This window comes from Sutterella wadsworthensis (assembly GCF_003315195.1).
GTDB classification, from domain to species: Bacteria; Pseudomonadota; Gammaproteobacteria; order Burkholderiales; family Burkholderiaceae_F; genus Sutterella; species Sutterella wadsworthensis.
Map to the genome: position 1 here is coordinate 99356 of NZ_QNRV01000002.1, position 23066 is coordinate 122421.

General features: G+C 50.9%; 18 protein-coding genes. 13 read left to right on the forward strand and 5 right to left on the reverse strand.

Going from position 1 to position 23066, the window contains the following annotated elements; genetic code table 11:
* The first annotated feature begins 459 nt into the window (after positions 1-459).
* The 6 genes from DES29_RS01635 to glmS all read left to right on the forward strand — a co-directional run bounded on the left by DES29_RS01635 (position 460) and on the right by glmS (position 7847).
* Positions 460-879, forward strand: a complete 420-nt coding sequence (locus tag DES29_RS01635) for a gamma-butyrobetaine hydroxylase family protein (protein ID WP_005431489.1) — start codon at positions 460-462, stop codon at positions 877-879.
* Between the two features lie 23 nt (positions 880-902).
* On the forward strand, positions 903-1667 hold the full coding sequence (gene ubiE / locus DES29_RS01640; protein ID WP_016475324.1) for a bifunctional demethylmenaquinone methyltransferase/2-methoxy-6-polyprenyl-1,4-benzoquinol methylase UbiE: 765 nt from the start codon (positions 903-905) through the stop codon (positions 1665-1667).
* A gap of 83 nt (positions 1668-1750) precedes the next feature.
* A complete protein-coding gene (locus DES29_RS01645; RefSeq protein WP_016475325.1) occupies positions 1751-2743 on the forward strand; it encodes a Tim44 domain-containing protein in 993 nt (330 codons plus the stop codon).
* A 285-nt stretch (positions 2744-3028) separates the two neighbouring features.
* Positions 3029-4540, forward strand: a complete 1512-nt coding sequence (locus tag DES29_RS01650; protein ID WP_016475326.1) for a high affinity choline transporter 1 — start codon at positions 3029-3031, stop codon at positions 4538-4540.
* A 100-nt stretch (positions 4541-4640) separates the two neighbouring features.
* Positions 4641-6005 (forward strand): bifunctional UDP-N-acetylglucosamine diphosphorylase/glucosamine-1-phosphate N-acetyltransferase GlmU, encoded by a 1365-nt coding sequence (gene glmU, locus DES29_RS01655; RefSeq protein ID WP_016475327.1) that lies wholly within the window; start codon positions 4641-4643, stop codon positions 6003-6005.
* Between the two features lie 21 nt (positions 6006-6026).
* Positions 6027-7847 (forward strand): glutamine--fructose-6-phosphate transaminase (isomerizing), encoded by a 1821-nt coding sequence (gene glmS / locus DES29_RS01660; RefSeq protein ID WP_113854354.1) that lies wholly within the window; start codon positions 6027-6029, stop codon positions 7845-7847.
* 79 nt (positions 7848-7926) lie between these two features.
* On the opposite strand, the gene DES29_RS01665 is transcribed toward glmS, so the two are convergent.
* Positions 7927-8574 (reverse strand): MarC family NAAT transporter, encoded by a 648-nt coding sequence (locus tag DES29_RS01665; protein WP_005431497.1) that lies wholly within the window; start codon positions 8572-8574, stop codon positions 7927-7929.
* A 281-nt stretch (positions 8575-8855) separates the two neighbouring features.
* Between DES29_RS01665 and DES29_RS01670 the strand changes: the two genes are divergently transcribed.
* The 5 genes from DES29_RS01670 (at position 8856) to DES29_RS01690 (ending at position 17536) form a co-directional block, all read left to right on the forward strand.
* Entirely contained in the window at positions 8856-10049 is a 1194-nt protein-coding gene (locus tag DES29_RS01670) for an efflux RND transporter periplasmic adaptor subunit (RefSeq protein WP_046446776.1), read from the forward strand.
* Between the two features lie 18 nt (positions 10050-10067).
* The gene (locus DES29_RS01675; RefSeq protein WP_021995051.1) at positions 10068-13223 is read left to right on the forward strand and encodes an efflux RND transporter permease subunit; all 3156 of its coding nucleotides are present in this window, start codon (positions 10068-10070) and stop codon (positions 13221-13223) included.
* 94 nt (positions 13224-13317) lie between these two features.
* Positions 13318-14745 (forward strand): efflux transporter outer membrane subunit, encoded by a 1428-nt coding sequence (locus DES29_RS01680; RefSeq protein WP_016475331.1) that lies wholly within the window; start codon positions 13318-13320, stop codon positions 14743-14745.
* Entirely contained in the window at positions 14742-15422 is a 681-nt protein-coding gene (locus tag DES29_RS01685) for a TetR/AcrR family transcriptional regulator (RefSeq protein WP_113854356.1), read from the forward strand. Before DES29_RS01680 ends, DES29_RS01685 begins: the two co-directional genes overlap by 4 nt.
* A 236-nt stretch (positions 15423-15658) precedes the next feature.
* Positions 15659-17536 (forward strand): IS1634 family transposase, encoded by a 1878-nt coding sequence (locus DES29_RS01690; RefSeq protein ID WP_016475333.1) that lies wholly within the window; start codon positions 15659-15661, stop codon positions 17534-17536.
* A gap of 59 nt (positions 17537-17595) precedes the next feature.
* Here the strand turns inward: DES29_RS01690 and DES29_RS01695 are convergent, their stop codons facing one another.
* The 4 genes from DES29_RS01695 to DES29_RS01710 form a co-directional block, all read right to left on the reverse strand.
* A complete protein-coding gene (locus DES29_RS01695; RefSeq protein ID WP_016475334.1) occupies positions 17596-19017 on the reverse strand; it encodes a DegQ family serine endoprotease in 1422 nt (473 codons plus the stop codon).
* 182 nt (positions 19018-19199) lie between these two features.
* Entirely contained in the window at positions 19200-20546 is a 1347-nt protein-coding gene (locus tag DES29_RS01700) for an ATP-binding protein (protein ID WP_113854357.1), read from the reverse strand.
* Between the two features lie 14 nt (positions 20547-20560).
* Entirely contained in the window at positions 20561-21217 is a 657-nt protein-coding gene (locus DES29_RS01705; RefSeq protein WP_005431514.1) for a response regulator, read from the reverse strand.
* Positions 21214-21762 (reverse strand): hypothetical protein, encoded by a 549-nt coding sequence (locus DES29_RS01710; protein WP_016475336.1) that lies wholly within the window; start codon positions 21760-21762, stop codon positions 21214-21216. The genes DES29_RS01705 and DES29_RS01710 overlap by 4 nt, the downstream gene beginning before the upstream one ends.
* A 48-nt stretch (positions 21763-21810) precedes the next feature.
* Here DES29_RS01710 and DES29_RS01715 point away from each other — a divergent pair, with 48 nt between their 5' ends.
* Positions 21811-22323, forward strand: a complete 513-nt coding sequence (locus DES29_RS01715; RefSeq protein WP_005431516.1) for a DUF4870 family protein — start codon at positions 21811-21813, stop codon at positions 22321-22323.
* A gap of 44 nt (positions 22324-22367) precedes the next feature.
* Complete coding sequence (locus DES29_RS01720) at positions 22368-22925, forward strand: YaeQ family protein (protein ID WP_113854359.1); 558 nt, start codon at positions 22368-22370, stop codon at positions 22923-22925.
* Positions 22926-23066 lie beyond the last annotated feature (141 nt).

Below are 23066 nucleotides of genomic sequence, written 5' to 3' on the forward strand. Positions count from 1 at the left end.
AAATTCCCAAGAATTCCCAAAGGCAAATTGCCTGCGAAGCCTACTCGCAGTAAGCATTCCCAAAATTCCCAAAATTCCCACGATGAAATCGCTTCGCTAGGTCTGTTCAGAGGGGCTTGAAATGGGTATTAGCCGGCTGATGGTAAAGATTGATGATTCTCATCGTGAGCGTGTCGACGATTGAAAGTTCTGGCAGGCTCTAATATGTCATTGAGGGTTCATGGCGGTGCGCCCTAGGCGGGGTTTGTGTTATTCTCCGGCACCTGAAAGCGCGACAAGGTGAGCTGTATTCGCGCTTCCTAGCCTTTCGTTTTTAGTACACAAGAAGGTACACGGAAACGATGGTTTCTTGAGATTTCCATAAATATCAAGTGGCGCGTGTCCCTGTCGCGGGACCATTTTTATCAAGCCGCTTCGCCCTTTCGGCGGGCGGCTTTTTGCTTGTTCAGGATTCAAGCTATGAAAGTCCCCGTTCAAGTGCTTGTGCATCAGAAGACTCGCACGCTCGAACTTATTTATCAAAATAATGCTCGTGCGGTTTTTCCCTTTGAGTTTCTGCGTGTGTTTTCTCCGTCTGCTGAAGTTCAGGGGCACTCTCCTGACGAAGCTGTTCTGCAAGTAGGAAAGGCGGAAGTGGGATTGAAAGGAGTAGAGCCCGTGGGACAGTATGCTCTCAGGCTTCTCTATGACGATGGTCACGATTCAGGCGTCTACAGTTGGGACTATTTTGAGAAGCTTGATCATGAGCGTGATGTGCTTTGGCAGAAATACCTTGAAGAACTAGAAAAAGTGGGTGCTTCACGCGATCCTCATGATCCTAGAAATGCTCCTTTTGTGACAAAAAATAGACCTCCGCACGGTGGCTGCGGACATGCCTAATCCCTCAATCATTTGAAGATAAAATGACGGATAAATCGAAAAAAAACGTGAGTGAAGCGGAAAAACAAATTGATTTTGGGTTCATTAAAGTTGAAGAAGCCAAAAAAGAAGAGAAGGTTCGTGAGGTTTTTGATAGTGTGGCCCCGAAGTACGATCTAATGAATGACATACTCAGCTTTGGTATGCATCGTGGTTGGAAGCACCGTTGCATTCGAGAGGCGGAAGTCACTCGGGGCATGAAGCTACTGGATATCGCAAGCGGGACCTGTGATCTGGCAATTGCTTTTGCACATCGGACAAATGCAGAAAATATTACCGCTACCGATATCAACTATGAAATGCTCAGCTATGGCCGTCAACGTTTGGAACAATTAGGCCTCAATTGTCAGGTGATACAGGCAGACGCTGAACATCTTCCTTTTGAAGACAATGCGTTCGATCGTGTGACGGTGTCTTTTGGCATCCGTAATATGACTCACAAGGATCGTGCTTTGGCTGAGATGCTCCGCGTACTCAAACCGGGTGGAAAGCTTTTGGTGCTTGAATTTTCCAAGTGTGCTCCTCTCTTAAAGCCTTTTTACGATTTTTACTCGTTTCACTTCATGCCCTGGTTGGGAGGAAAAATTGCAGGAGATGCTGATTCTTATAGATATTTAGCTGAATCTATTCGCATGCACCCTGATCAGCCAACCTTTGCAAATCTAATGCGATCAGTCGGGTTTTCTCGTGTGAAGTGGCACAATCTGACTTTCGGAGTTTGCGCGCTCCACATCGGTATCAAGCCATAAAAATGCGCTCTTAGCGATCGGATTCCCCGATTGATCCCCTGCGGCGAGAGACCCGTCGCATCGACTTCTCAAAGGAAAAGTTAATGAAGAATCTCATCGCAGCCCTCGTCGTCTGTGTAGCCCTTGCTACCACGTCGTTCGATGCTGATGCAGCTAAACGCTTCGGCGGTGGAGCAAGTTTTGGCAAGGCCGCTCCCACCTTCTCGCAGCGTGCTCCGACAGCTGCTCCGGCGGCGCCTTCAGCACAGCCTAGAGCTAATCAAGCTCAGCCCAAGGCGGCTCCGGCACCAACACCAGCACAAAAACCATCCATGATGCGCAGTGTGCTTGGTGGTATCGCTGCAGCGCTTGGCATTACTGCACTCTTGAGTCTTCTCGGTATTAATGGTGCAGGGATTTCCAGTCTGATTACTGGTTTACTGCTTGCAGTTGTGGTCTTTTTTGTTGTGCGCATGTTCCTGATGCGCCGTCGTCCTCAAACTGCAGGTGGCCCAGCTGGATCCAATCCGTTTGACCAACAGCGTCAGACTGATATGGAGCAGACTATGCAGCGCGAGTCGAATTCTGCTCCCCAGCAAAACTGCCAACAGTCGCAGGGGGGTGTTCGTAGCGGCAGTCTCATGGATCAATTAATGGGAGGCGCTGCTTCGGAATCTTCCAGCACTGCCGAGAGCTCCGGACTTGTCGATGTGACGCCTGTAGATTTTGATCGTGAAGGATTCTTGAAGACGGCCCGCGACAACTACCTAAAGCTTCAACAAGCCTGGGATACAGGTAATGTGATAGAGATTTCTGACTTCACGTCAAATGAAATTTTTACTGCCGTGACGCATCAGTTGCGTGAGCGCAAGGGTGAGGTTTACCACACCGAAGTGAAAACTTTGGAAAATGAACTCCTTGGCATCGCTCAGCAGGACGGTACCTACTATGCAAGTGTTCGCTTCTCTGGTTCGCTTGTCGTAAATGGAGAACCTGAAACCTTTGATGAAATCTGGGTGCTTGAAAAACCTGTGACAGGGACTGGTGGTTGGCTTCTATGTGCCATTCGCCAAAACGAATCTAGTGCACAGGCATAAAGTTGAATTATTGTCGACAATAAGCGATCGGATGGTCGGCATAAAATAGCATACAGGGCCATAAACGCTTTCCAGAACTTATTGTTAACTAGTTGAATGCACTGCATTTTTTAGCGAATGCAGTGCATTTTTTTTGATCTCGATAAAGTCTTGCCCGATTCCTGACTTCAGGGAATACATTAGGGGGCATGAGAGGCGCGTATTTGGGGTGTGAAACCTAAAATGCGCGAGAAATAAATCTTACGGTTTTCCGTTCAACGTCGTTTTTATAAGGATTAGGAAGAGATGACGCTGACTGGTTTTGTCCTGCTCTATATCGTTGCTACGATTGCTATCGGTGTTATTGCAGCGACTCGTGTCAAGAACACGAGTGACTTTGCTCTCGCCGGCCGCAGCCTCCCGCTGCCTATGGTCATTACGGCAACTTTTGCGACATGGTTCGGCTCAGAAACGATTCTTGGGCTTCCTGGACGCTTCATTGAAAGCGGAATTGCCGGGGTGATCGAAGAGCCTTTTGGGTCAGGCATGGCACTGATCCTGGTGGGTACGTTTTTTGCTCACAAACTCTATAAGCAGAACATCCTTACGCTTGGTGACTACTATCGTGATCGTTACGGGCGCTCTGTAGAGTTGCTTTGTTCAGTCGCGATTGTTATCAGTTACCTTGGCTGGGTAGGCGCTCAAGTAACGGCGCTTGGTCTAGTCATTAATCTGATCACTGAAGGCGCAGTCTCGATGACCACCGGTATGGTGATTGGGGCGGCTGTGGTATTGGCTTATACGATGGTCGGCGGCATGTGGTCGGTAGCGATGACGGACTTTGTGCAGATGATAGTCATCGTTGTAGGTCTTGTTGCCATCCTGTGGTTTGCGACCGACCTTGCTGGCGGCATGGATAAGGTTGTCGACTATGCCCGCGGACGCGACCTCTTTCACGCATTTCCTGAACCCACGACCACTGGCTGGCTCTTTTGGATTTCAGCTGCGATGACGATGATGATCGGTTCAATTCCTCAGCAAGACGTTTTTCAGCGCGTCATGTCTGCAAAGAATTTGCCGACGGCAGTTGCAGGTCCCATCCTTGGGGGATCGTTTTACATTCTTTTTGCTTTCGTGCCGATGTTCATCGTTGTTGCCGCCATTCTTGTAATGCCGGATGCCGCTGAAAAGATGTTGTCTGAGGATCCGCAGCAGCTTCTTCCGACGCTCGTGCGCGATTACATGCCGATGTGGCTGCGTGTAGTATTTTTCGGTGCTGTGCTCTCGGCTGTTATGTCGACGGCCTCTGCGACGATGCTGGCTCCATCCACAATTTTTGTTGAGAATGTGCTTCGTCACTTTATGAAAATCGACGATCGCAATATGCTTCGAGCCATGCGCCTCTCCGTCGCTGTTTTCGCTGTTTGCGTTCTATCCTATTCGATCGCGCTTGAGGGGGCAGCTATTTATGACATGGTGGCAATGGCTTATCAGTTTCCGGTTGTAGGAGCTTTCTGGCCGCTCGTTTGCGGACTTTATTGGAAGAAGGCTACGCGTCTGGGCTGCTACATTTCGATTTTCCTTGGTAGCGCAGTCTGGGTGGTGCTTACCTGGTCAGCTTTAGGTGAAGTGTTTCCGAATGTCTTGGGTGGCTTTATTGCTGCTGGCTTCGGTATGGTTGTGGGGTCTTTGCTTCCGACCGCCGACAATAAAAAGTTTTTAGCTGAGCGCCATCGCAATCTCATGAGTCGTCCGGTTGATGCGGAGGTTGGTCGCGGTCGCCTTCCTGCAGTTGTGACGGTTTCAGCCTCGATTTGATCATTCAAGGCTTTCTTTTACGAGTGATTGGAAGGGCTCTGCTTCGGCAGAGCCCTTCGTTCGTTAGAATTCGCTCCATTCATACAGTCTGGGATTCATCATGAACGTAGTTGTTCTCGCTGCAGGTAAAGGCAAACGTATGCACTCTAGTTTGCCCAAAGTGCTTCAGGCGCTTGCTGGGCGCCCGCTGCTTGACCATGTACTTGATGCCACGGCGGGCTTAGCCGATCATCCGCGAGTGGTTGTGATTGGGCATGCTGCTGATATCGTGAGAAAGCATTACGAGGGCCGCACAGATATCGTCTTTGCATTTCAGCAGGAACAGCTAGGTACGGGGCATGCACTTATGCAGGCGCTGGCAGCAATTAACCCCGAAGATCCCTTGACGCTGGTCTGTTTGGGGGACGTACCATTGTTATCCCAAAAGACGCTGATGGCCATGGCTGAGGCGGGAGCTGATGGCAGTTTAGTATTACTAACAGTAGAGCTTTCGGATCCAACAGGATATGGACGCATTGTGCGCAATGCTTCAGGTGCCGTAGCTTCAATCGTTGAGGAAAAAGATGCTTCCTCCGAAGAAAAACGAATTTGTGAAGTGAATACCGGCATCATGTGCCTCCCGACAGCTCATCTTGCTGATTGGCTCAGTCGTCTGAAAAATCAAAACGCTCAAGGGGAGTACTACCTTACCGATGTGATTGGTCTCGCCTTTAATGACGGCGTGTCGATTACAACAGTCCATCCAGAGCATGTCTGGGAGGTCGAAGGAATCAACTCCAAATCACAGCTTGCACGGCTTGAAAGGGTGTGGCAGCGAGTGCAGGCTGAACGACTTCTTGAGGCCGGTGTGACGATTATTGACCCCGATCGATTCGATTTGCGCGGTGAACTCACTTGCGGACAAGATGTGGAAATCGATGTGAATGTCGTCTTTGAGGGACGAGTCGTGATTGGCAGCAATGTAAAGATTGGTGCCAACTGCGTCATCAGGGATGCCCAGATAGCCGATGGTGTACAGATTCTTCCGTTCTGCCACATTGATGGTGCATCAGTAGGGACGGGAAGCCGAGTGGGTCCATACTCTCGCCTTCGCCCTGGCGCCAAACTCCTGGGAGAAAACCACATTGGTAACTTCGTTGAGGTGAAAAAGTCTGTGGTGGGGCTTTCAAGCAAAGTGAACCATCTCACTTATATCGGAGACGCTTCAATCGGCGAACGCGTCAACATTGGAGCGGGGACTATTACCTGTAATTACGATGGCGTAAATAAATTTCGCACTGAGATCGGTGATGATGCCTTTATTGGTTCAGGTACTGAACTTGTCGCTCCTGTCTTGGTTGGTGCTGGTGCCACAGTGGGGGCGGGCACAACAGTGACGCGTTCTGTTCCTGCAGGCAAACTGGTGGTTGGCCGTGCGAGGCAGATAGTGGTGGAAGGGTGGACTCGCCCGGTGAAAAAGAACTGATTGAATTGTGGGAGAAGACATATGTGTGGCATTGTGGCTGCGGCAGCTCGTCGTAACGTCGTTCCGTTGCTTATTGAAGGGTTGCGGCGATTGGAGTATCGGGGTTATGACTCCTGCGGCATAGCCACCGTTGGCGATGATGGGCTCCGCCGCGCACGTTCAACTCAGCGAGTTGCCGAATTAGCGCGACAGGCTAAAGAACTCAATGCTCCGACAGGGATTGCACATACGCGATGGGCCACTCATGGAGCACCAGAAGTCTGCAATGCTCACCCCCACTTTTCCCGTGGACTCATCGGTCTCGTGCACAACGGCATTATTGAAAATTACGAGTCCATTCGAGAGCGTTTGAAGAATCTCGGCTATGACTTCACCAGTCAGACGGATACAGAGATGATTGCCCATCTCATTCATTCGAACTATCAAGGTGATCTGCTTGAAGCCGTAAAAAAAAGTGTGCTTGAACTTGCCGGCAGTTACGCGATTGCAGTTATTTGCAAGGATGAGCCTCATCGAGTCGTTCTGGCTCGTCAGGGTTCTCCTCTTGTAGTAGGTATTGGCAATGGTGAAATGTTTGCAGCTTCAGATGCTATGGCTGTAGCTGGTATCACTGACCGAATTTTGTATCTCGCAGAGGGTGATGTCTGTGAAATTACACCGGATGCTGTAGATGTTTTCGCTCGAAATGGGAGCGAATTTATGTCGGTTGAACGTCCGGTGCGCACAGTTCAGGCCTATTCCCACGCAGTGGATCTGGGACCTTATCGCCATTACATGCAAAAAGAGATTTTCGAGCAGCCTCGTGCCATCAGCGATACGCTCGAAGGCGTTGCCGGCATTACGCCTAAACTCTTTGGATCAGAGGCCGAGACGGTTTTCACTGGTGTGAAACGTCTGCTTTTCCTGGCTTGCGGTACTTCTTATTACGCTGCGCTGACGGCAAAATATTGGATTGAGGCTATTGCGGGACTTCATTGCGATGTTGAGATTGCAAGCGAGTATCGCTACCGTATTTCTGTGCCAGATCCGGACACATTAGTGATAACGATTTCACAGTCTGGAGAGACGGCTGATACATTGGCGGCGCTTCGTCATGCTGCCGAGTTGGGAATGACAAAGTCCCTGACGATTTGCAACGTTGCTACATCGGCTATGGTGCGCGAGAGTCGCCTTGCTTATGTGACGCGTGCTGGTGTAGAAGTCGGTGTTGCGTCAACAAAGGCGTTTACTACTCAACTTACGGCTATCTATCTCTTGGCGCTGACTCTCGCCAAACTCAATGGCCGACTCACGCCAGAGGACGAAGAAAGAGAACTTAAGGCTTTGCGCCATGTTCCTGCAGCGTTGGGAGCTGTACTTGCTCTTGAGCCTCAGGTGATTGATTGGGCTGAAAGATTCGCGCGGAAGGAGCACGCTCTTTTCCTCGGACGAGGCATGCATTATCCGATTGCCTTGGAAGGTGCTTTGAAACTAAAGGAAATCAGCTATATCCACGCAGAGGCGTATCCAGCAGGTGAATTAAAGCACGGCCCATTGGCACTCGTGGATGAGGATATGCCGGTTGTAACGGTCGCGCCGAATGATCGGCTTCTGGAGAAACTTAAAAGCAACATGCAGGAAGTCCGTGCCCGAGGGGGCGAACTGTATGTTTTTGCCGATGGGGATAGCAACATCACCTCTGAGGAAAGAGTGCACGTCATTCGTTTGCCGGAAAATTACGGCATGCTCTCTCCTATTCTGCACGTCGTACCGCTCCAATTGTTGGCCTATCATGCCGCTCTCGTTTGCGGGACGGATGTCGATAAACCAAGGAATCTCGCTAAGAGCGTGACAGTGGAATAAGCTGGTTGGAATTCAAAGAAAGACCCTATTGGAATAAAGAAGTTTCCAAGGGGTCTTTTTTATTGAATTCAAGTTGAAGTTAGCCACCGGCGATGAAAGTTCGGATGCCAGATCCGACGAACTGAACGCCAATACAGATCAGCAGAAACCCCATCAGCTTACCGATGACGAGAGTTCCAGAGGGGCCAAGGCGATTTGAAATGACATCGGAATAGCGCATGATGAACCATGAGAGACTGGTTGCGCACAGAATCGCTAGCGCCGTCCATGCAAAAGCGATAGCCATATCGATATAGCCCGGGAGCTCTGCAATTTCTGTAGAAAATCCGATGACCACAGCGATCGTACCGGGACCCGCGATACCCGGCATGGCAATGGGGAAAAAAGCATAGTCCTCGCGGTCGCGGCGAACAATCGGCGCTTTGTTCGGAGAATTACCTCCAAAAAGCATTTGATAGCCAATCGCTGCGACAACGAGACCGCCTGCAATGCGCATCGCACCGTACGAAATGCCAAAAAACGCAAGCAGTACATTGCCGCAGACAAGACTCACCAGCATGATGGCTGCAGCATAAATGCCAGCCCAATTAGCTTGTTGACGCCGTCTTTCCTCACTCATGCCTTGTGTAAGACTGATGAAGAGAGGCATTTTGGATGGCGGATTCGTGATGGTGATGAGCGAGACGAGACCGCCGAGGAAATATTGAAAATGGAGGGCTTCGAACATGGCTCCGGCTTCCCGGAATAAAGCAACACGGTGTTCAGTTCGCAGAAGCTGACGCCGCTGAGGATGAAGCTTTTGCAAAAAAGTGCAAATAGAGCTTTCAAACTAGGTAATTCTACCTGTGAACGGACTTGGGTTTGGCGAAGAAGCATAAAAGAGGAGTATTAGAAAAACCCCGCATACTGTTTTTGTATGCTATAACTCTGAACTCTTGTTCAAAGTGAACGCATGTTCATTTGCACAAACCAAGTTCCATGGATCAGTCAAGTCGGGTTGAGTTGAGAATGTTGTTGAAACAAAAAACGCTTCATGCTGCGATAGGCCTTGCGCTCAGTGCGGTTGTGCTTTTGACGGGCTGCGAAAAAAATACATTCGTCAGCTCTGCCATCGCCGCAGAGCATCAAATGCCTCCTCAGGAAGTCGTTGTGGTAACGGCTAAGGCCGAACCTCTGCATATTGCGACGGTACTCACCGGTCGGACAAATTCCTACACTGTTGCTGAAGTTCGTCCGCAAGTGAATGGAATCCTGCAGAAGCGTCTTTTTAAAGAAGGGCAGGAAGTGAAGGCTGGTGATCCGCTTTATCAGATTGACCCGGCCATTTATGAAGCTCAGCTGAAAAGTTCAGAAGCTTCGCTTGCGCAAGCGCGCGCTCAGCTTACGCAAGCAGCAGCAGATGCTAAGCGCTCGCGAGAACTTGTGAAAACTAATGCTGTTTCTAAGCAATCTGATGATGCTGCACAGGCAGCCATGAAGACTGCTCAAGCAGCCGTGAAAGCTGCGGAAGCTGCTGTACTGACTGCCAAGATTAATCTTGACTATACGAAGGTTCGCTCGCCTATTTCTGGTCGAGTGTCGCGTTCAGAATTTACGGAAGGCGCGCTGTTGTCGGCTTATCAGACAACTGCTCTTACGACGGTGCAGCAGCTCGATCCGATTTATGTTGATGTGACACAGACTGCCGACGACATGCTTCGCATTCAGCGTGAAATTGCGGCAGGCACGCTTAAGACCGATACTCAGGGAGCTGCTGAAGTAGAGCTTATTCTCTCAGACGGATCGAAATACGCTCAAAAGGGCAAACTCACTTTTACGGATGTACAGGTTGATGAAAGTACTGGCTCTGTGCGTCTGCGTGCTGAATTTGCCAATCCTGACCGTCTTCTGCTTCCAGGTATGTTTGTCCGAGCCAATCTTGTTGAAGGCTTGCGTCCGGACGGGATCCTTGTACACATGCAGTCTGTCATGCGTGATACGCGCGGCAATACTTACGTTTATGTCGTTGATAAGGACAATAAAGTCGAGCGTCGCAATATTGTTGCCACTCAAACGCAAGGCACTTTCTGGATTGTTGATTCCGGTATCCAGGCGGGTGACCGTGTGATCTTTGAAGGTTTTCAACGTACAGCGCCGGGCGCAGTTGTGACCCCAAAAGAATACGATCCCAAATCGGCTCCCGAAGGCAAGCCGCTCTTCTAACCCCGGAGACGCTGATTCATGTTTTCGCGTTTTTTTATTGACCGCCCAGTTTTTTCTTGGGTGATCGCGATCATCATCATGCTAGCCGGTATCCTGTCGATTTCGACGCTGCCGGTGAGTCAGTATCCTCAGATCGCTCCTCCTCAAGTGAGCATCACCGCGACTTATCCTGGTGCATCTGCGAGCACGATTGAAAATACCGTAACGCAGGTGATTGAGCAGAACCTCACAGGGCTCGACGGCTACCTCTATATGCAGTCGACTTCGGATTCCGCGGGGCGCGTAAGTATCACGGTGACATTTGAAACTGGCACCAACCCCGATATGGCGCAGGTGCAGGTGCAGAATAAGATCTCAACTGCTCTTACTTCTCTGCCGCAGGTAGTTCAACAGCTCGGCGTCACGATTCAGAAGACCTCTGCCAATTTCTTGATGGTGGTTGGTTTTGTGAGTAAGGACCCGTCTATCAAGACGGCTGACTTGGGCGACTTCCTGACCTCGAACATTCAGGAACCGCTTGCGCGTGTGAGCGGTGTGGGTGAAGCTCAAGTATTTGGTGCGTCTTATGCCATGCGCGTCTGGCTTGATCCGGACAAACTTGTTAAGTACAAGCTCAATCCGTCAGATATTACGTCGGCGATCAGCGCACAAAACATGCAGGTTTCGACCGGCAGTCTTGCTGCACAGCCGACTGACGGCAAGCAGGAGTTTACGGCGACTATTTCTTCATCGAGTTTGCTTGAGACTCCCGAAGATTTCCGCAATATTCTCTTAAAGGTGACAGAGGAAGGCGCAAATGTCTATTTGCGTGACGTTGCCGAAGTAAAACTGGATCAGAAGGACTACATAGCGTTGGGTACTTTCAACGGCTATGCAGCCTCGGGTATGGCCATCAAGCTGGCTTCTGGTTCGAACGCTTTGGAAACGCAGGCTGCGGTACTGAAACGAGTAGAGGAATTGAAGAGTTTGATGCCTCAAGGCGTTGAGGTCGTCGTTCCTTTCGATACGACGCCTTTCGTTCGCGCGGCTCTGCATGAAGTGGTGAAGACGCTGATTGAGGCCATTATTCTGGTGGTCTGCGTTATGTTCCTCTTCCTGCAGAATTGGCGTGCAACGATCATTCCGACGATCGCTGTGCCAGTTGTGCTTCTGGGCACCTTCGGCACGCTTGCTGCTACGGGGTTCTCAATTAACATGCTGACGATGTTCGCCATGGTGTTGGCAATTGGTCTGTTGGTTGACGACGCTATTGTGGTAGTGGAGAACGTCGAACGTGTGATGCGTGAGGACGGAACAGATCCGCACACCGCAACAGTGAAATCAATGGGGCAGATTACTGGGGCATTGGTTGGCATTGCAATGGTGCTGTCAGCTGTGTTTATCCCGATGGCCTTCTTTGGCGGATCTACCGGCGTGATTTATCGGCAGTTCTCGATCACCATTGTTTCTGCAATGGTGCTTTCCGTCATCATTGCACTGACATTGACGCCGTCGCTTTGCGCCAAGATCTTGAAGCCCATTGACCATGATGAGCATATGGGCAAAGGTGGGTTCTTTGGATGGTTTAACCGCGGCTTTGAAGCGCTTACTTTTGCAGTGCGCGACGGTGTAGGCGGATTTATTCATCATCCGCTGCTGCTCGTCGTCTGTTATGCACTCGTTGTGGGGGGCATGGTTTGGGGCTTCATGAAAACTCCAACGGCCTTCATGCCGGGTGAGGATCAGGGTGTAGCGCTGATGCAGGTGCAATTGCCGCAGGGCGCGACGATGGAACGTACGGATCACGAAGTGACTCGTATCCAGAAATTCTTGGAAAAAACGGAGTCCCGCGATATAGATTCGTTCTTCGCCGTGCGCGGGTTCTCGTTCGCAGGTTCCGGACAAAACATGGCCTTGGGCTTCGTTAAGCTCAAGGACTGGAGTGCTCGACCCAATGACGATCAGAGCGTACTTGCTATTCAGCGACGCGCGATGGGCGCATTCATGATGTCTCCTGAATTCAAGAATGCCAGCAGCTTCCTTTTCCCATTGCCAGCAGTGCCGGAATTGGGCGTCGCAGACGGCTTTGATTTCTATATTCAAGACGAAAAAGGCGCTGGTCATGCCAAGATGATGGAGCTGCGCAATAAGTTTCTTGCGGCTGCAAATCAGGACCCTCGTCTGACGATGGTTCGTCACAACGGTATGGACGATACGGCGCAGATGCATCTGAAGCTCGACAACGAGAAGCTTTCGGCCTACGGACTTGATATTGCTACAGTCAACTCCGCGCTTTCTACGGCGTTGGCCGGCAGTTACGTCAACGACTTCCTTGATCGTGGTCGTATTAAAGAAGTGTGGGTCCAAGGTGTGCCATCTTCACGCATGCAGCCTGTAGATTTGAATCGCTGGCACATTCGTAACAGCAAGGGTGAGATGGTTCCACTCTCGACTATTGCTGAAGTCGAATGGAACTATTCGAGTCCTCGTCTGGAGCGTTTCAATGGTTTGGCGGCTTTGAATATTCAGGGTAGTCCTGCTGCTGGTGTGTCTTCTGGTGAGGCGATGCAAGCTATTGAAGAGATAGCCGCAAAGGTATTCCCTGAAGGATATTCAATTGCATGGAACGGCGTTTCTTATCAAGAACGTCAGGCTGGCTCGCAGGAAGCAGCGCTTTATGCCATTTCGCTTCTCGTGGTGTTCCTCTGCTTGGCGGCTCTTTATGAAAGTTGGTCAGTGCCTATTGCCGTGCTTCTGGTAATTCCTTGCGGTATCGTCGGTGCTCTGGGGCTCACACTGTTCCTTGGCATGAATAACGATGTTTACTTCAAGGTTGGCATGCTGACAACGATGGGGTTGGTGTCTAAGAACGCTATTCTGATCGTTGAGTTTGCTAAGGAGCTGGTTGCCGCAGGGGAAGACGTGGTAAAAGCTGCTTTGCATGCTGTCGAACTGCGCCTGCGCCCGATTTTGATGACTTCGCTTGCTTTCGGGCTGGGGGTGCTGCCGTTGGCTATTGCGCACGGTGCTGGCTCCGGCGCGCAAAATGCCATTGGTGTGGGCGTGCTTGGCGGGATGATCACGGGCACGATCCTTTGCGTGGCTTTGGTACCGGCATTCTTTGTCTTCGTGACGCGTATCGCGCATCGCATCTCCGGCGGGCCTAATGCGCCGGTGAAGACGGTACAGGCCTGATACCTCTGACTTCGGAGTGCGGCGGCTTTAACAGCAGCCGCACTCACAGAGCAAAATGTAAGAAATTCCTGTCTGTGACAGAAGGTGAATACAAATGAAGAAGATGCTGTCTCTTATGCCACTGGCGGCGGCACTTGCCCTTGCGGGTTGTGTGAATTTGGCGCCAGACTATGAGCGTCCGGAAGCGCCTGTAGCGCAAGCCTGGCCAGAAGGTGAGTCTTACGCTAATAGTGAATTGAAGCGCGAAGAGCTGCCTAAATGGCAGACCTTCATTCAGGACGATCGCTTGAAAAAAGTCATTGAGCTTGCGCTTTCCAATAACCGCGATTTGCGCATCGCCGCGCTCAATGTTGAGAATGCGCGTGCACTTTACGGCGTGCAGCGTGCGGATCTTTTCCCAACAGTCGCTGCTGCAGCTTCCAATGCAACAACGCATCGCGAATCGACGGACTCCACAACGCATGCCTATTCGGCAGATTTGGCAATGGCAAGTTATGAAATTGACTTCTTTGGTCGAGTTCGTAATTTGACGGAGCAGGCGCTTCAAACATACTTGCAGTCAGAAGATGCGCAGCGTACGACGCAGGGTACATTGGTTTCAGAAGTAACGCTGGCGTGGTTGACTCTTGGCGCCAACCGCGAACAGCTTGCCTTACAGAAAGAAACGCTTGCCAGCCAAGAGGAAAGCTTCCGTTTGGTGGGAGAAAGTTACAAATATGGTGCTGCGAGCCGCCTCGATTACGAGCAAGCTCGCACAACAGTGGCGAGTGCCAGAGCTGCGATTACTACCTATGTTCGCGCAGTGGCGCAAAGCAAAAATGCACTCGAACTGCTCGTGGGCTCTAAAGTTCCTGATGAGTTACAGCCCTCTGGGGTAGAGCTCGCCGCAACTCTTCCAGCGACATTGCCCGCAGGATTGCCGAGTGAAGTCCTTCTGAATCGCCCTGATATTATTTCTGCAGAACGCGGCATGATTTCCGCTAATGCCAATATCGGTGCGGCGCGCGCGGCCTTCTTCCCAAGCATTTCGCTTACGGCTAACGCTGGCAGTGCTTCAGCTCACTTGTCTGACCTTTTTGGTGCGAATACGGGGCTGTGGAGCTTTACGCCTAGCATTTCGATTCCGATCTTTACTGGCGGTCGTAATCTTGCGAACTTGCGTTCCGCAGAAGTGCAGGAAAAGATCGCTGTTGCAACCTATGAAAAGAGCATTCAGACGGCTTTCCAAGAAGTCGCCGATGCCCTTGCGACTGAAGGTACGGTCGAGCGGGAGCTCAAAGAACGCCGTGAATTTGCGGATGCGGCTTCACAGGCTTTTGAACTTTCCAGTGCTCGTTACAAACACGGTGCTGCGGCCTATACAGAGGTCCTTGATGCTCAGCGTACCAAGGTATCTGCTCAGCAGGCTGTGATTACGGCTGAACTCTCACGTGCATCCAGTCTTGTAACGCTCTACAAGGTATTAGGCGGTGGTACTGAGCTGCCTGAACCCGCTAAAACCACTGAGGGCGCAGAGAAGTGAGCCCCGTTGCCGATCAGGAACGGACGGAGCGACTTGCCGAACAGCATCGGCGAGAAATCGTTGATGCGGCAGAACGACTGGTGAAGGGAAATGGCCTTCATCAGTTAAAGCCGCGTGATATTGCGAAAGAAAGTGGTAAGAGCCTTGGCAATCTCTACAACTATTTCCAAAACAAGGAAGCGATTATTGAAGCGCTTGTAGAGCGCGAAAAGAGTCGCTTCCTTATGGTTGTTTCTCAAAAGATTGAGCCGTTGCCAGAGGAGGACTATAAATCCATGTTGCGAAGGCATCTTGAGCTGATGGCCGACGCATATCTGGATCCTGACAGCCTGCTGCTAGCCATTTCTGTAGCAGGGGAGGCACTTGTTAATCCAGGCGTACACAAAATCATGGTGGCGGCTAACCGCCGCATTGTTGAGCATGTGGTGGCACTTATCCATCAGGATCCATCCTGCTCTATGGATAATGTGCCGAGGGAACTGCTTGAAGCGCGAGTAATTTGTATTCGTACTTTTTTTGAGTCGCTGCGCGGGGCGGTTGCCTTTTATCCTGATGTCAATCGGGAAATGCTTAAACAAGTTACGATCGAACGACTTCTTCTGATTTGGATGTGGGAGCGCTCCAAAGCGCTTGGCATGTCTCTCGAAGCGTTTGAGAAAAGTATGGCTATAAAGTGACTATTGTCCTTTGATTAGGGCTTCGTCAAAATTAATAAGCCTGAAGGTCTGTGTTGATCTTCAGGCTTATTTCCCAAACTCCCGGAGTACTAGATCTTTAAAGGGTTGAGGCTCATCAAATCAGCCTTGAATGTTATTTAGCTCACTCTGAAACTCCTGCAATTTCTCTTACGTTGAGATTGCAGGAATTTTTATTTCATGTATAATAGATACATACTTATTCATGCATATCTATCATGGCTAAATTACTGGATTCCGAAGGCAAACTCTGGGCGCTTATGTCCTCCAAAGACAAGGCCGGCCGCATTTACATCAGGGCTTACCGTAATCAATGGGATTCAGTGAAGAAACGTTCTTTCGTTGAGTCAAAGGTACAAGTCGGCCGGCTGCTTGACGATGGTTCCATCCGGCTTTCAAAGAACTTTGTGGATAAGTTCCCGCAATACGCTCATCAAACCGTATTTTGGGGCGATCATGAACTGATTTCTGAAGAAAACTTCTCTGAAGCCTTTGTGCAGAAGCCGGAATCGACCGATATCTCCTGGAGCTGTGACACCGTGCGCATCGGTGTGTCGTACGCCGCCTGGCAGTTTGGCCAAAATACCGGCATTTACGAAGATCTTCGAAGTGTGTTTGGCGAACAAACCGCACGAATTCTGTTCGCTCTCAGCGTTTATAAGCTGGACGGCGGCGGGGCAATGATGACTTTCGAGGATTGGCTCCCGCAAGTCTGGCTGCCTGAAGTTCAGCCGCTTGACGGCCGGCGAATAGCCGAAATGCTCTCAAGCATAACGCAGCCGCAGCTTGAGCGTTATTACAAACTGCGCTACGACCGCGCGTGCAAACACAGCGACTCGGCCGTTACTTTGTCTTTTGACAGTACGAGCATCTCCACATATTCAAACACCATCAATGCGGCAGCTTGGGGACATGCCAAACAGAATCCGGAGCTCCGGCAGGTCAACTATATGACGGTATGCGACCATGCCACAGGAGATGTGGTCTTTGCCTGCAGCTACGACGGATCCATCAACGATCAGACAATCCTCCCGGAGATTTATCTGCGCATGAAGTTTGCCGGTTTGGATCTAACCAACAACATTCTGGTGACAGATCGCGGCTTTCAGAGCATTTACAACACACAGACGGTCATCAACCTCAATTTGAAGTACATCCAGTTTCTGAGCCTTAAAGAAGGAGCTGTCAAAGCTCACCTGCAGCGGCACAAACAGGCTCTGTGCGATTCGATTGCACATAAAGATCCTGTTTTGGGGATCTCTGCGATTGCAGTTCCTGACGAATGGAAGGAGAACACGGATGCCGGTCCTATTCCGGTCAAGGCTTATCTGCATTTGTATCGTGACCCCGTAATGGCCGAGCTGCAGACCAATGAACTGTACCGTGATGTTCTGAAAGCACTTGAACTCAAGAATGAAGGGGCGGCAAAGATCCGAGAGATCGAAAGTGAAACTCTGAAATCCATTGAAAAAGCTGCTCAAAAAGGAGAGGCCGCCGTCAAAAGGGGGAAAAGCAGTGCGGCTGAACTCGTTAGGAAGCAGGAGGAGCAGAACTCAAAGCTCATTGACCCGGTGCAATGGAAAAAGATCAAGCGGTTTCTTTACGAAAACCGTAGAGCTAAGGACGACGAACCTGTTTGGAGCATCAAGTTCGATGAGCTTAAAGAAGCTGTCGAGTTCAAAGGCTGCCAAGCCATTCGCAGCAATGCTGAGTCCAATCCGTTTGTAGCTCTGAAACTTTATCGTCAGCGCCATATCATTGAACAAGGCTTCAATCAACTCAAAAATGAAGTCGGCGGTTCACGATTCGAAGCGACGGAAGCCGCGTACCGAGGGAAACTGTTTGTTTATACGCTTGCTCAGGCTCTGCGTATGAGCATGCTGAGCAAAGCACGAGAAGTGCATGCAGTCCATCCGGATCTGAAAATGCCGGAAGAATCAATGCGCAAGCTCATTACCCAGCTTCAGTGCATGCAGGCTTATAAGCATCGGACGACCAACGCCTTTGTACTTGGCACTGTCGCAAAACGCCATCGGGATCTGCTGGCTCTGCTGGGGATAACAAAACTCCCGAAGACTGTTTTCCGTTTTAGTTAGGATCTAGTCATTCGGGAGTTCAGGTTATTTTTATTAGATCAGTTAGATCTTGCCGCTGATTATTTCTTAGGGAAACGCACAGGGATGAAAATGCGGCCGCCATCACGCTGCACCAGAAGCAGAACCTGATCGCTACGACATGCTTCGCGCAGATCTGAGGCGCTCTTCATGAGCTTGCCATTAGCACTCACAATAATGTCGCCCGCCATCAGGCCGGATTGCTGCGCAAATTTGCTGACCTTCGTAATAAGAAGACCGGTTGTTTCAGCATCCTTCGATTCAGCATCAGTGAGTACGCGGGCCTCAATGCCAAGACGGTGTGTATCTGCCGATGAGGCTGAGTTGTCTGCAGCCGAGTTGGTTCCGATAGTAATATCGAGCTTAATCTCTTTTTTATCGCGAATAACAGTGAGTTCGGCCTTCGTCCCCGGACGGAGTGAAGATACAAGCATGGGCAGTGACGAGGAGCTTGTAACCTTGCGGTCATTCAAAGCCGTAATAACGTCGCCGGCTTTCAGCCCAGCCTTCTCTGCAGGACTGCCTTTTTCAATCTTGGTGACGAGTGCGCCTTCAGGAGTCTTCAGTCCGAAGCTTTCAGCAAGATCCTGGGTGACTTGCTGGATATAAACACCGACATAGCCGCGAGTTACTTTACCGTCTTTGACAAGTTGGTCTTTCACCTGCAAAGCAATATCAATTGGAATGGCAAAGGACAATCCCATGAACCCACCGGAAGTGGAGAAGATTTGGGAGTTGATGCCGACAACTTCTCCCTTCATATTGAAGAGTGGGCCGCCAGAATTGCCGGGATTGACAGCGACGTCTGTCTGAATGAACGGCATGTACTGGTCAGTAGGAAGGTTGCGGGAGAGCGCAGACACAATGCCGGCAGTCACGGTATTGTCAAGACCAAAAGGACTGCCAATGGCTGCTACCCATTCGCCAACCTTGAGCTGGTTGGAGTCTCCCATCTTCAGCGCAGGTAAATCCTTCGCTTCAATTTTTACGACGGCGATATCGGTTTGTTTATCTGTACCGAGAACCTTGCCTTCAAATTCACGTTTGTCGGTCAGGCGAACAACAATTTTGTCTGCCCCCTCAACCACGTGCGCATTCGTCAGAATGAGTCCGTCCGTAGAAATAATGAAACCCGATCCCGTGCCGCGTTGTTCAGGGATTTCTTGCTCACCACCGCCAAAAGGCATCGGAAATCCAAAACGGCGGAAAATCTCGGCACCTTGTTCATCCATGCCGGGGAAACCGAAATTTGGCACGGCGACGGTACGAGCATTTTTCGTGACGGATATGTTTACTACGCCAGCGCCATTATCTTCAACGAGCTTGACGAAATCAGGGAGCTGTCCCTGCGTCTGCTGCTGTGCTGGGGTGCTTTCTGCCGCCTGCACAGGCAGGGCGGCGGATGTGAGCGCAAAGGCCGCGCAGAGCGCAGCAGCCAAGGAGGTCTTCGAGAGGATCTGCATTGCTTTAATCCGTTATAGATGCGCCCGAAAACGGTTCGAAAAGAAGCTATGGAGTAGTTTTTTCGAACTCTGGGACGTAGTGCGTAAGTTAAAAACTGAAGTGATTTAACTCTAACGGATCACACGGTTGCAGGAGGCAAGCTCCTAGCAAACAGCGGTTAAATTTGTAAGTGTCTTCTGCGCTAAACACTTTCTTCGGGGCAGGAAGCGCCGAGCGGCGGGAATGAGAGAACAAAACTTGTTCCTCGGCCGTCAAGACCGTCTTCGATCGTGACTGTGCCATGATGAATGTCGACGATGCGTTTGACAATGGCAAGCCCGAGACCTGTTCCGGACGTTTTGGTCCCTAAAGCACGGTAAAAGCGGTCAAAGACGCGAGCCCGTTCATCGGGAGCAATGCCTGGGCCGTTGTCGCTTACGCGGACAACCGAACGTCCGTTTACGATCGAGCTTGAAAGCTCGATGCGTCCACCTTGCGGTGTATAGCGGACGGCATTGTCGGTTAGATTGGTGATCATCAGACGAATAGCATCTTCCATGCCGTCAATTTGTGCCGGCGAGACTGAAGCCGTGATGATGATGTCTTTTTGCTCGGCGATCGGAGCCATATCGTCGCGAATACTAGCAATCAACGCATCAAGATGAATGGTCGACATGGGCTTTTTTGAAGCGTCAGGATCAAGGCGCGCTAGTGTGAGCAGCTGCTGAACGAGGCGAGTTGCTCGGTTGATGCCTTCATTCAAGCGAGCGAAGCATTTATCTTGTGCTTCAGGGGTTTTTGCTCGTTGAGCGAGCTGCACCTGAAGTTTTAAAGCCGTTAACGGTGTTCGTAGTTCGTGTGCTGCATCCGAGGCGAAGCGTTGCTGCGCGCTTAAACTCTCACCTAGACGCGCTAATAGGCTGTTGATCGCGTTTACAAGACTTGCCAGTTCAGAGGACAAACCTTTTGTAGAAATTGGCTGCAGAGACGTTGGTGATCGCCGTGCGATAGAACGTGCCGTACGTTCCAAAGGTGCCAATCCGCTGCCGACGACAATCCAAACAGCAATAGCAATGAACGGAAGGAGCAGACACAGCGGCTGCAGGATACGAAAGGATGCTGTTGCTGCGAGAGAGGTTCGTACGGCGAGATCTTGTCCGGCAGTTATGACGAGCGGTCCTACTGCTACGGAATAGGTACGCCAATCACGCCCATCCACTTTTGATAATCCAAAACCAGGACCGTCAGGCAGTGGCAAGGCTGGAGTATTCTCACGTTGCCACAGACTATTGTTGGCAGAGTCGTAGACCTGAACGATGATGCGGTAGCTCGGAGCGTCACCGATGATGGTGAGGTGTTCAGGAGCATGCATGGGCATGCTGCTTCTCACAGAGTCAGCCAACGACTCTGCCGTCTCACGCAGGTGCGCATCGAGGAAGTCGTTGAATTCAGCCTGAGCAGAAAAGAAGGTCGCTGCTGCGGCGGAAAACCCCGCCGCAAGCAGAGCGGCCAAAAGCGTGAATAAAAGCGTCCGGCGGATGCTCGTCATGATGTAAATGGCTTTTAAGTTTCGAGCATGTATCCGACTCCGCGTACGGTTTTGATCGCCGAATCAGCGAGTTTCTTACGCAGATGGTGGATATGAACCTCAATTGCATTAGACCCTACAGTGTTGTCCCAGTTGTAGAGCTTTTCCTCAAGCTGTGCACGGCTCCAAACGACCCCCTTGCGTTCGGCAAGAGCTGCAAGAAGAGCGTATTCCTTTGAGGAGAGAATGACGGGCTCTCCTTTATAGGTCACTTCACGAGTGGCCGGAGAAATCTTGAGCTCCCCACGTTCAATTACTGGATCTGCTCGTCCGGCAGACCGGCGTAGTAAGGCGCGAATGCGTGCAGAAAGCTCATCAAGATCATAGGGCTTGATTAAGTAATCATCAGCACCGCTGTCGAGGCCCTTAATACGGTCATCGACCGTATCACGCGCGGTGGTGACAAGAACCGGTGTTGGGTCGCGTCTGCCGCGCATTTCTTTTAAAACTTGCAACCCGTCTTTGCCAGGCAGGCCTAAATCGAGGATGACGAGAGAGTACGGTGTTGTATTGAGTGCGAGAAGTGCTGAGTTGCCATCCCGCACCCAATCGATGGCATGCCCTTCAGTTTCCAGGCCAGCCATGACGCTTTCGCCGATCATGTCGTCGTCTTCAACGAGCAAAATTCTCATGATGGATTACCAAATCGTTCAATCAGGCGCTCGAGCACAATGCGCAGCGTTTCCGCCGCCAAGAGCGCGAGCAGGATGAGGCCGGGAAGCGATTGTCGAGCCTCAAAGAGGCCCAGTCCGCCGGGACAGAGCAGGATGAAGAGTCCCCATGCAGCTACTGCACCAAGATAGGCGCTGATAGCTGAGGCAACAGTCAGCCAGGCAAGAAACCGCAGTCTAGGCTGACCACCAGCACCGGCGGCAGCGGCTAGATCCCAGCGGAACAAGTGAAATGATTGTAACCCGACGGCGGTAGCGACTGGCGCCTGGTGAAGTTGTGTTTGAATACTTTTGGGCAGTCGAATCAGTGCCCAGTGTCCGGCAGCCGTCCAAGCGTAAAGTGCTGCATCACGCAGACAACCACCCACTGCAGCCCAAAGCGGCAGCGTCCAGCTGTCAGCCTCAATCCCAATAAAAAGACCCGCCGTCGCAGCTCCCCAACCCGGTGAAGCGAGTGCGGCGAGAAATACCAACGCAGCGTGCCAGCTGATGAAGAACTCAACCATAGAATTGCGGTATGGATAAAGTGCCGTTAACGGCGCAAAGGATTATCAATGACGGAATTTAACAGCGGCCGAGGCGGTCGCGACGATGATATTGTGGATCTGGAAGCGCAGCCAGTGAACGCGACTGGAAACAGTGCAGAAGGATCCTCTCGAGAGCCTATAAAGCAAGAACCGCTTTCAGGTACCGTCACCGTGGCTCACATCGTCTACTGTCTCCACTCGATTTCGATTCTCATCGGGCTTTTAACTGCCGGGCTTTCAATCGCCGGAGCTTTTGTCTTTTCAGCGCCGTCCATCCTAGCGGTCATTATCAACTACATATTCCGTTCGGATGCATCTGGAACTTGGTTGGAGAGTCATTTTTCCTGGCAAATCCGCACGTTTTGGTATGCCCTGCTTTGGCTCGTTGTGTTGTATTTGGTGAGCCTTCCGTTGGTATTTTTCGGTATCGGGATCTTTGTTTTCATTGCCGGGATGCTTGTGTTGGGTATATGGGTTGCCTGGCGCATTTTGTCAGGGTGGCGCCGTCTCGCGTCGCACCGCGAAATGCCGCTGAGCTGAGCGTTATACTCACAAGCTTTCAAATTTCACCAGGCAGTCTTTCTATGGCCCTCGGCGCTACGGTATATAAAGCTCAGCTTTCCATTTCCGATCTTGACCGGAATTGGTATGGCGAGCCTGTGCTCACGCTTGCGCGACATCCCTCTGAGACGGAAACGAGACTGATGCTTCGAGTGCTCGCTTGGTGTATGCGTGCGGGGGAAAAACTGGAATTTGGCCGTGGGCTCTCTACTGACGGAGATCCAGCTCTTTGGGAGCTTGACGATACTGGAGCCATCATTGATTGGGTGGAGTTGGGTGTCCCAGATTTGCGAACGGTAAGGAAGGCAGCCGGAAAGAGTGAACACGTGCTCGTGTTGGCTTACGATGAAGCTCGTACGGCTCCTTGGTGGGAAAGCTTGAAGGGGGATTTTTCTAAGATCAGCAAACTCGCTGTTGTACTCATCCACGATGACAAAGCGAAAGCTTTGGGAAGTATGGCTACACGCAACATGAAGCTTGCTGTGACTATCCAAGACGGCGTTTTTTGGGTGAGTAACGATCATTCAAGCCTACAAATTGATCCCGAGTGGCTCAAGCGTGAGGATGAACGTTGGACCTGAGTGACCCAAACTCCCGACGGCTAGCTCAGAACAGGGTTGATCCGAGTCAACTATAAAGTCAGTTATTTTGCTAACCCCGTAATCTTCAAGAAATTTGAAGTTGCGGGGTTTAATTTTATGCTATAATAGCTCCTATATCAT

What these genes read in the sequence shown, in the direction of transcription:
- glmU (WP_016475327.1), top strand. Translation starts at nt 4,641, where the DNA reads ATGAACGTAGTTGTTCTCGCTGCAGGTAAAGGCAAACGTATGCACTCT.
- DES29_RS01650 (WP_016475326.1), top strand. Translation starts at nt 3,029, where the DNA reads ATGACGCTGACTGGTTTTGTCCTGCTCTATATCGTTGCTACGATTGCT.
- DES29_RS01675 (WP_021995051.1), top strand. Translation starts at nt 10,068, where the DNA reads ATGTTTTCGCGTTTTTTTATTGACCGCCCAGTTTTTTCTTGGGTGATC.
- glmS (WP_113854354.1), top strand. Translation starts at nt 6,027, where the DNA reads ATGTGTGGCATTGTGGCTGCGGCAGCTCGTCGTAACGTCGTTCCGTTG.
- DES29_RS01720 (WP_113854359.1), top strand. Translation starts at nt 22,368, where the DNA reads ATGGCCCTCGGCGCTACGGTATATAAAGCTCAGCTTTCCATTTCCGAT.
- DES29_RS01645 (WP_016475325.1), top strand. Translation starts at nt 1,751, where the DNA reads ATGAAGAATCTCATCGCAGCCCTCGTCGTCTGTGTAGCCCTTGCTACC.
- ubiE (WP_016475324.1), top strand. Translation starts at nt 903, where the DNA reads ATGACGGATAAATCGAAAAAAAACGTGAGTGAAGCGGAAAAACAAATT.
- DES29_RS01670 (WP_046446776.1), top strand. Translation starts at nt 8,856, where the DNA reads ATGTTGTTGAAACAAAAAACGCTTCATGCTGCGATAGGCCTTGCGCTC.
- DES29_RS01705 (WP_005431514.1), bottom strand. Translation starts at nt 21,217, where the DNA reads ATGAGAATTTTGCTCGTTGAAGACGACGACATGATCGGCGAAAGCGTC.
- DES29_RS01700 (WP_113854357.1), bottom strand. Translation starts at nt 20,546, where the DNA reads ATGACGAGCATCCGCCGGACGCTTTTATTCACGCTTTTGGCCGCTCTG.
- DES29_RS01635 (WP_005431489.1), top strand. Translation starts at nt 460, where the DNA reads ATGAAAGTCCCCGTTCAAGTGCTTGTGCATCAGAAGACTCGCACGCTC.
- DES29_RS01715 (WP_005431516.1), top strand. Translation starts at nt 21,811, where the DNA reads ATGACGGAATTTAACAGCGGCCGAGGCGGTCGCGACGATGATATTGTG.
- DES29_RS01690 (WP_016475333.1), top strand. Translation starts at nt 15,659, where the DNA reads ATGGCTAAATTACTGGATTCCGAAGGCAAACTCTGGGCGCTTATGTCC.
- DES29_RS01695 (WP_016475334.1), bottom strand. Translation starts at nt 19,017, where the DNA reads ATGCAGATCCTCTCGAAGACCTCCTTGGCTGCTGCGCTCTGCGCGGCC.
- DES29_RS01710 (WP_016475336.1), bottom strand. Translation starts at nt 21,762, where the DNA reads ATGGTTGAGTTCTTCATCAGCTGGCACGCTGCGTTGGTATTTCTCGCC.
- DES29_RS01680 (WP_016475331.1), top strand. Translation starts at nt 13,318, where the DNA reads ATGAAGAAGATGCTGTCTCTTATGCCACTGGCGGCGGCACTTGCCCTT.
- DES29_RS01665 (WP_005431497.1), bottom strand. Translation starts at nt 8,574, where the DNA reads ATGTTCGAAGCCCTCCATTTTCAATATTTCCTCGGCGGTCTCGTCTCG.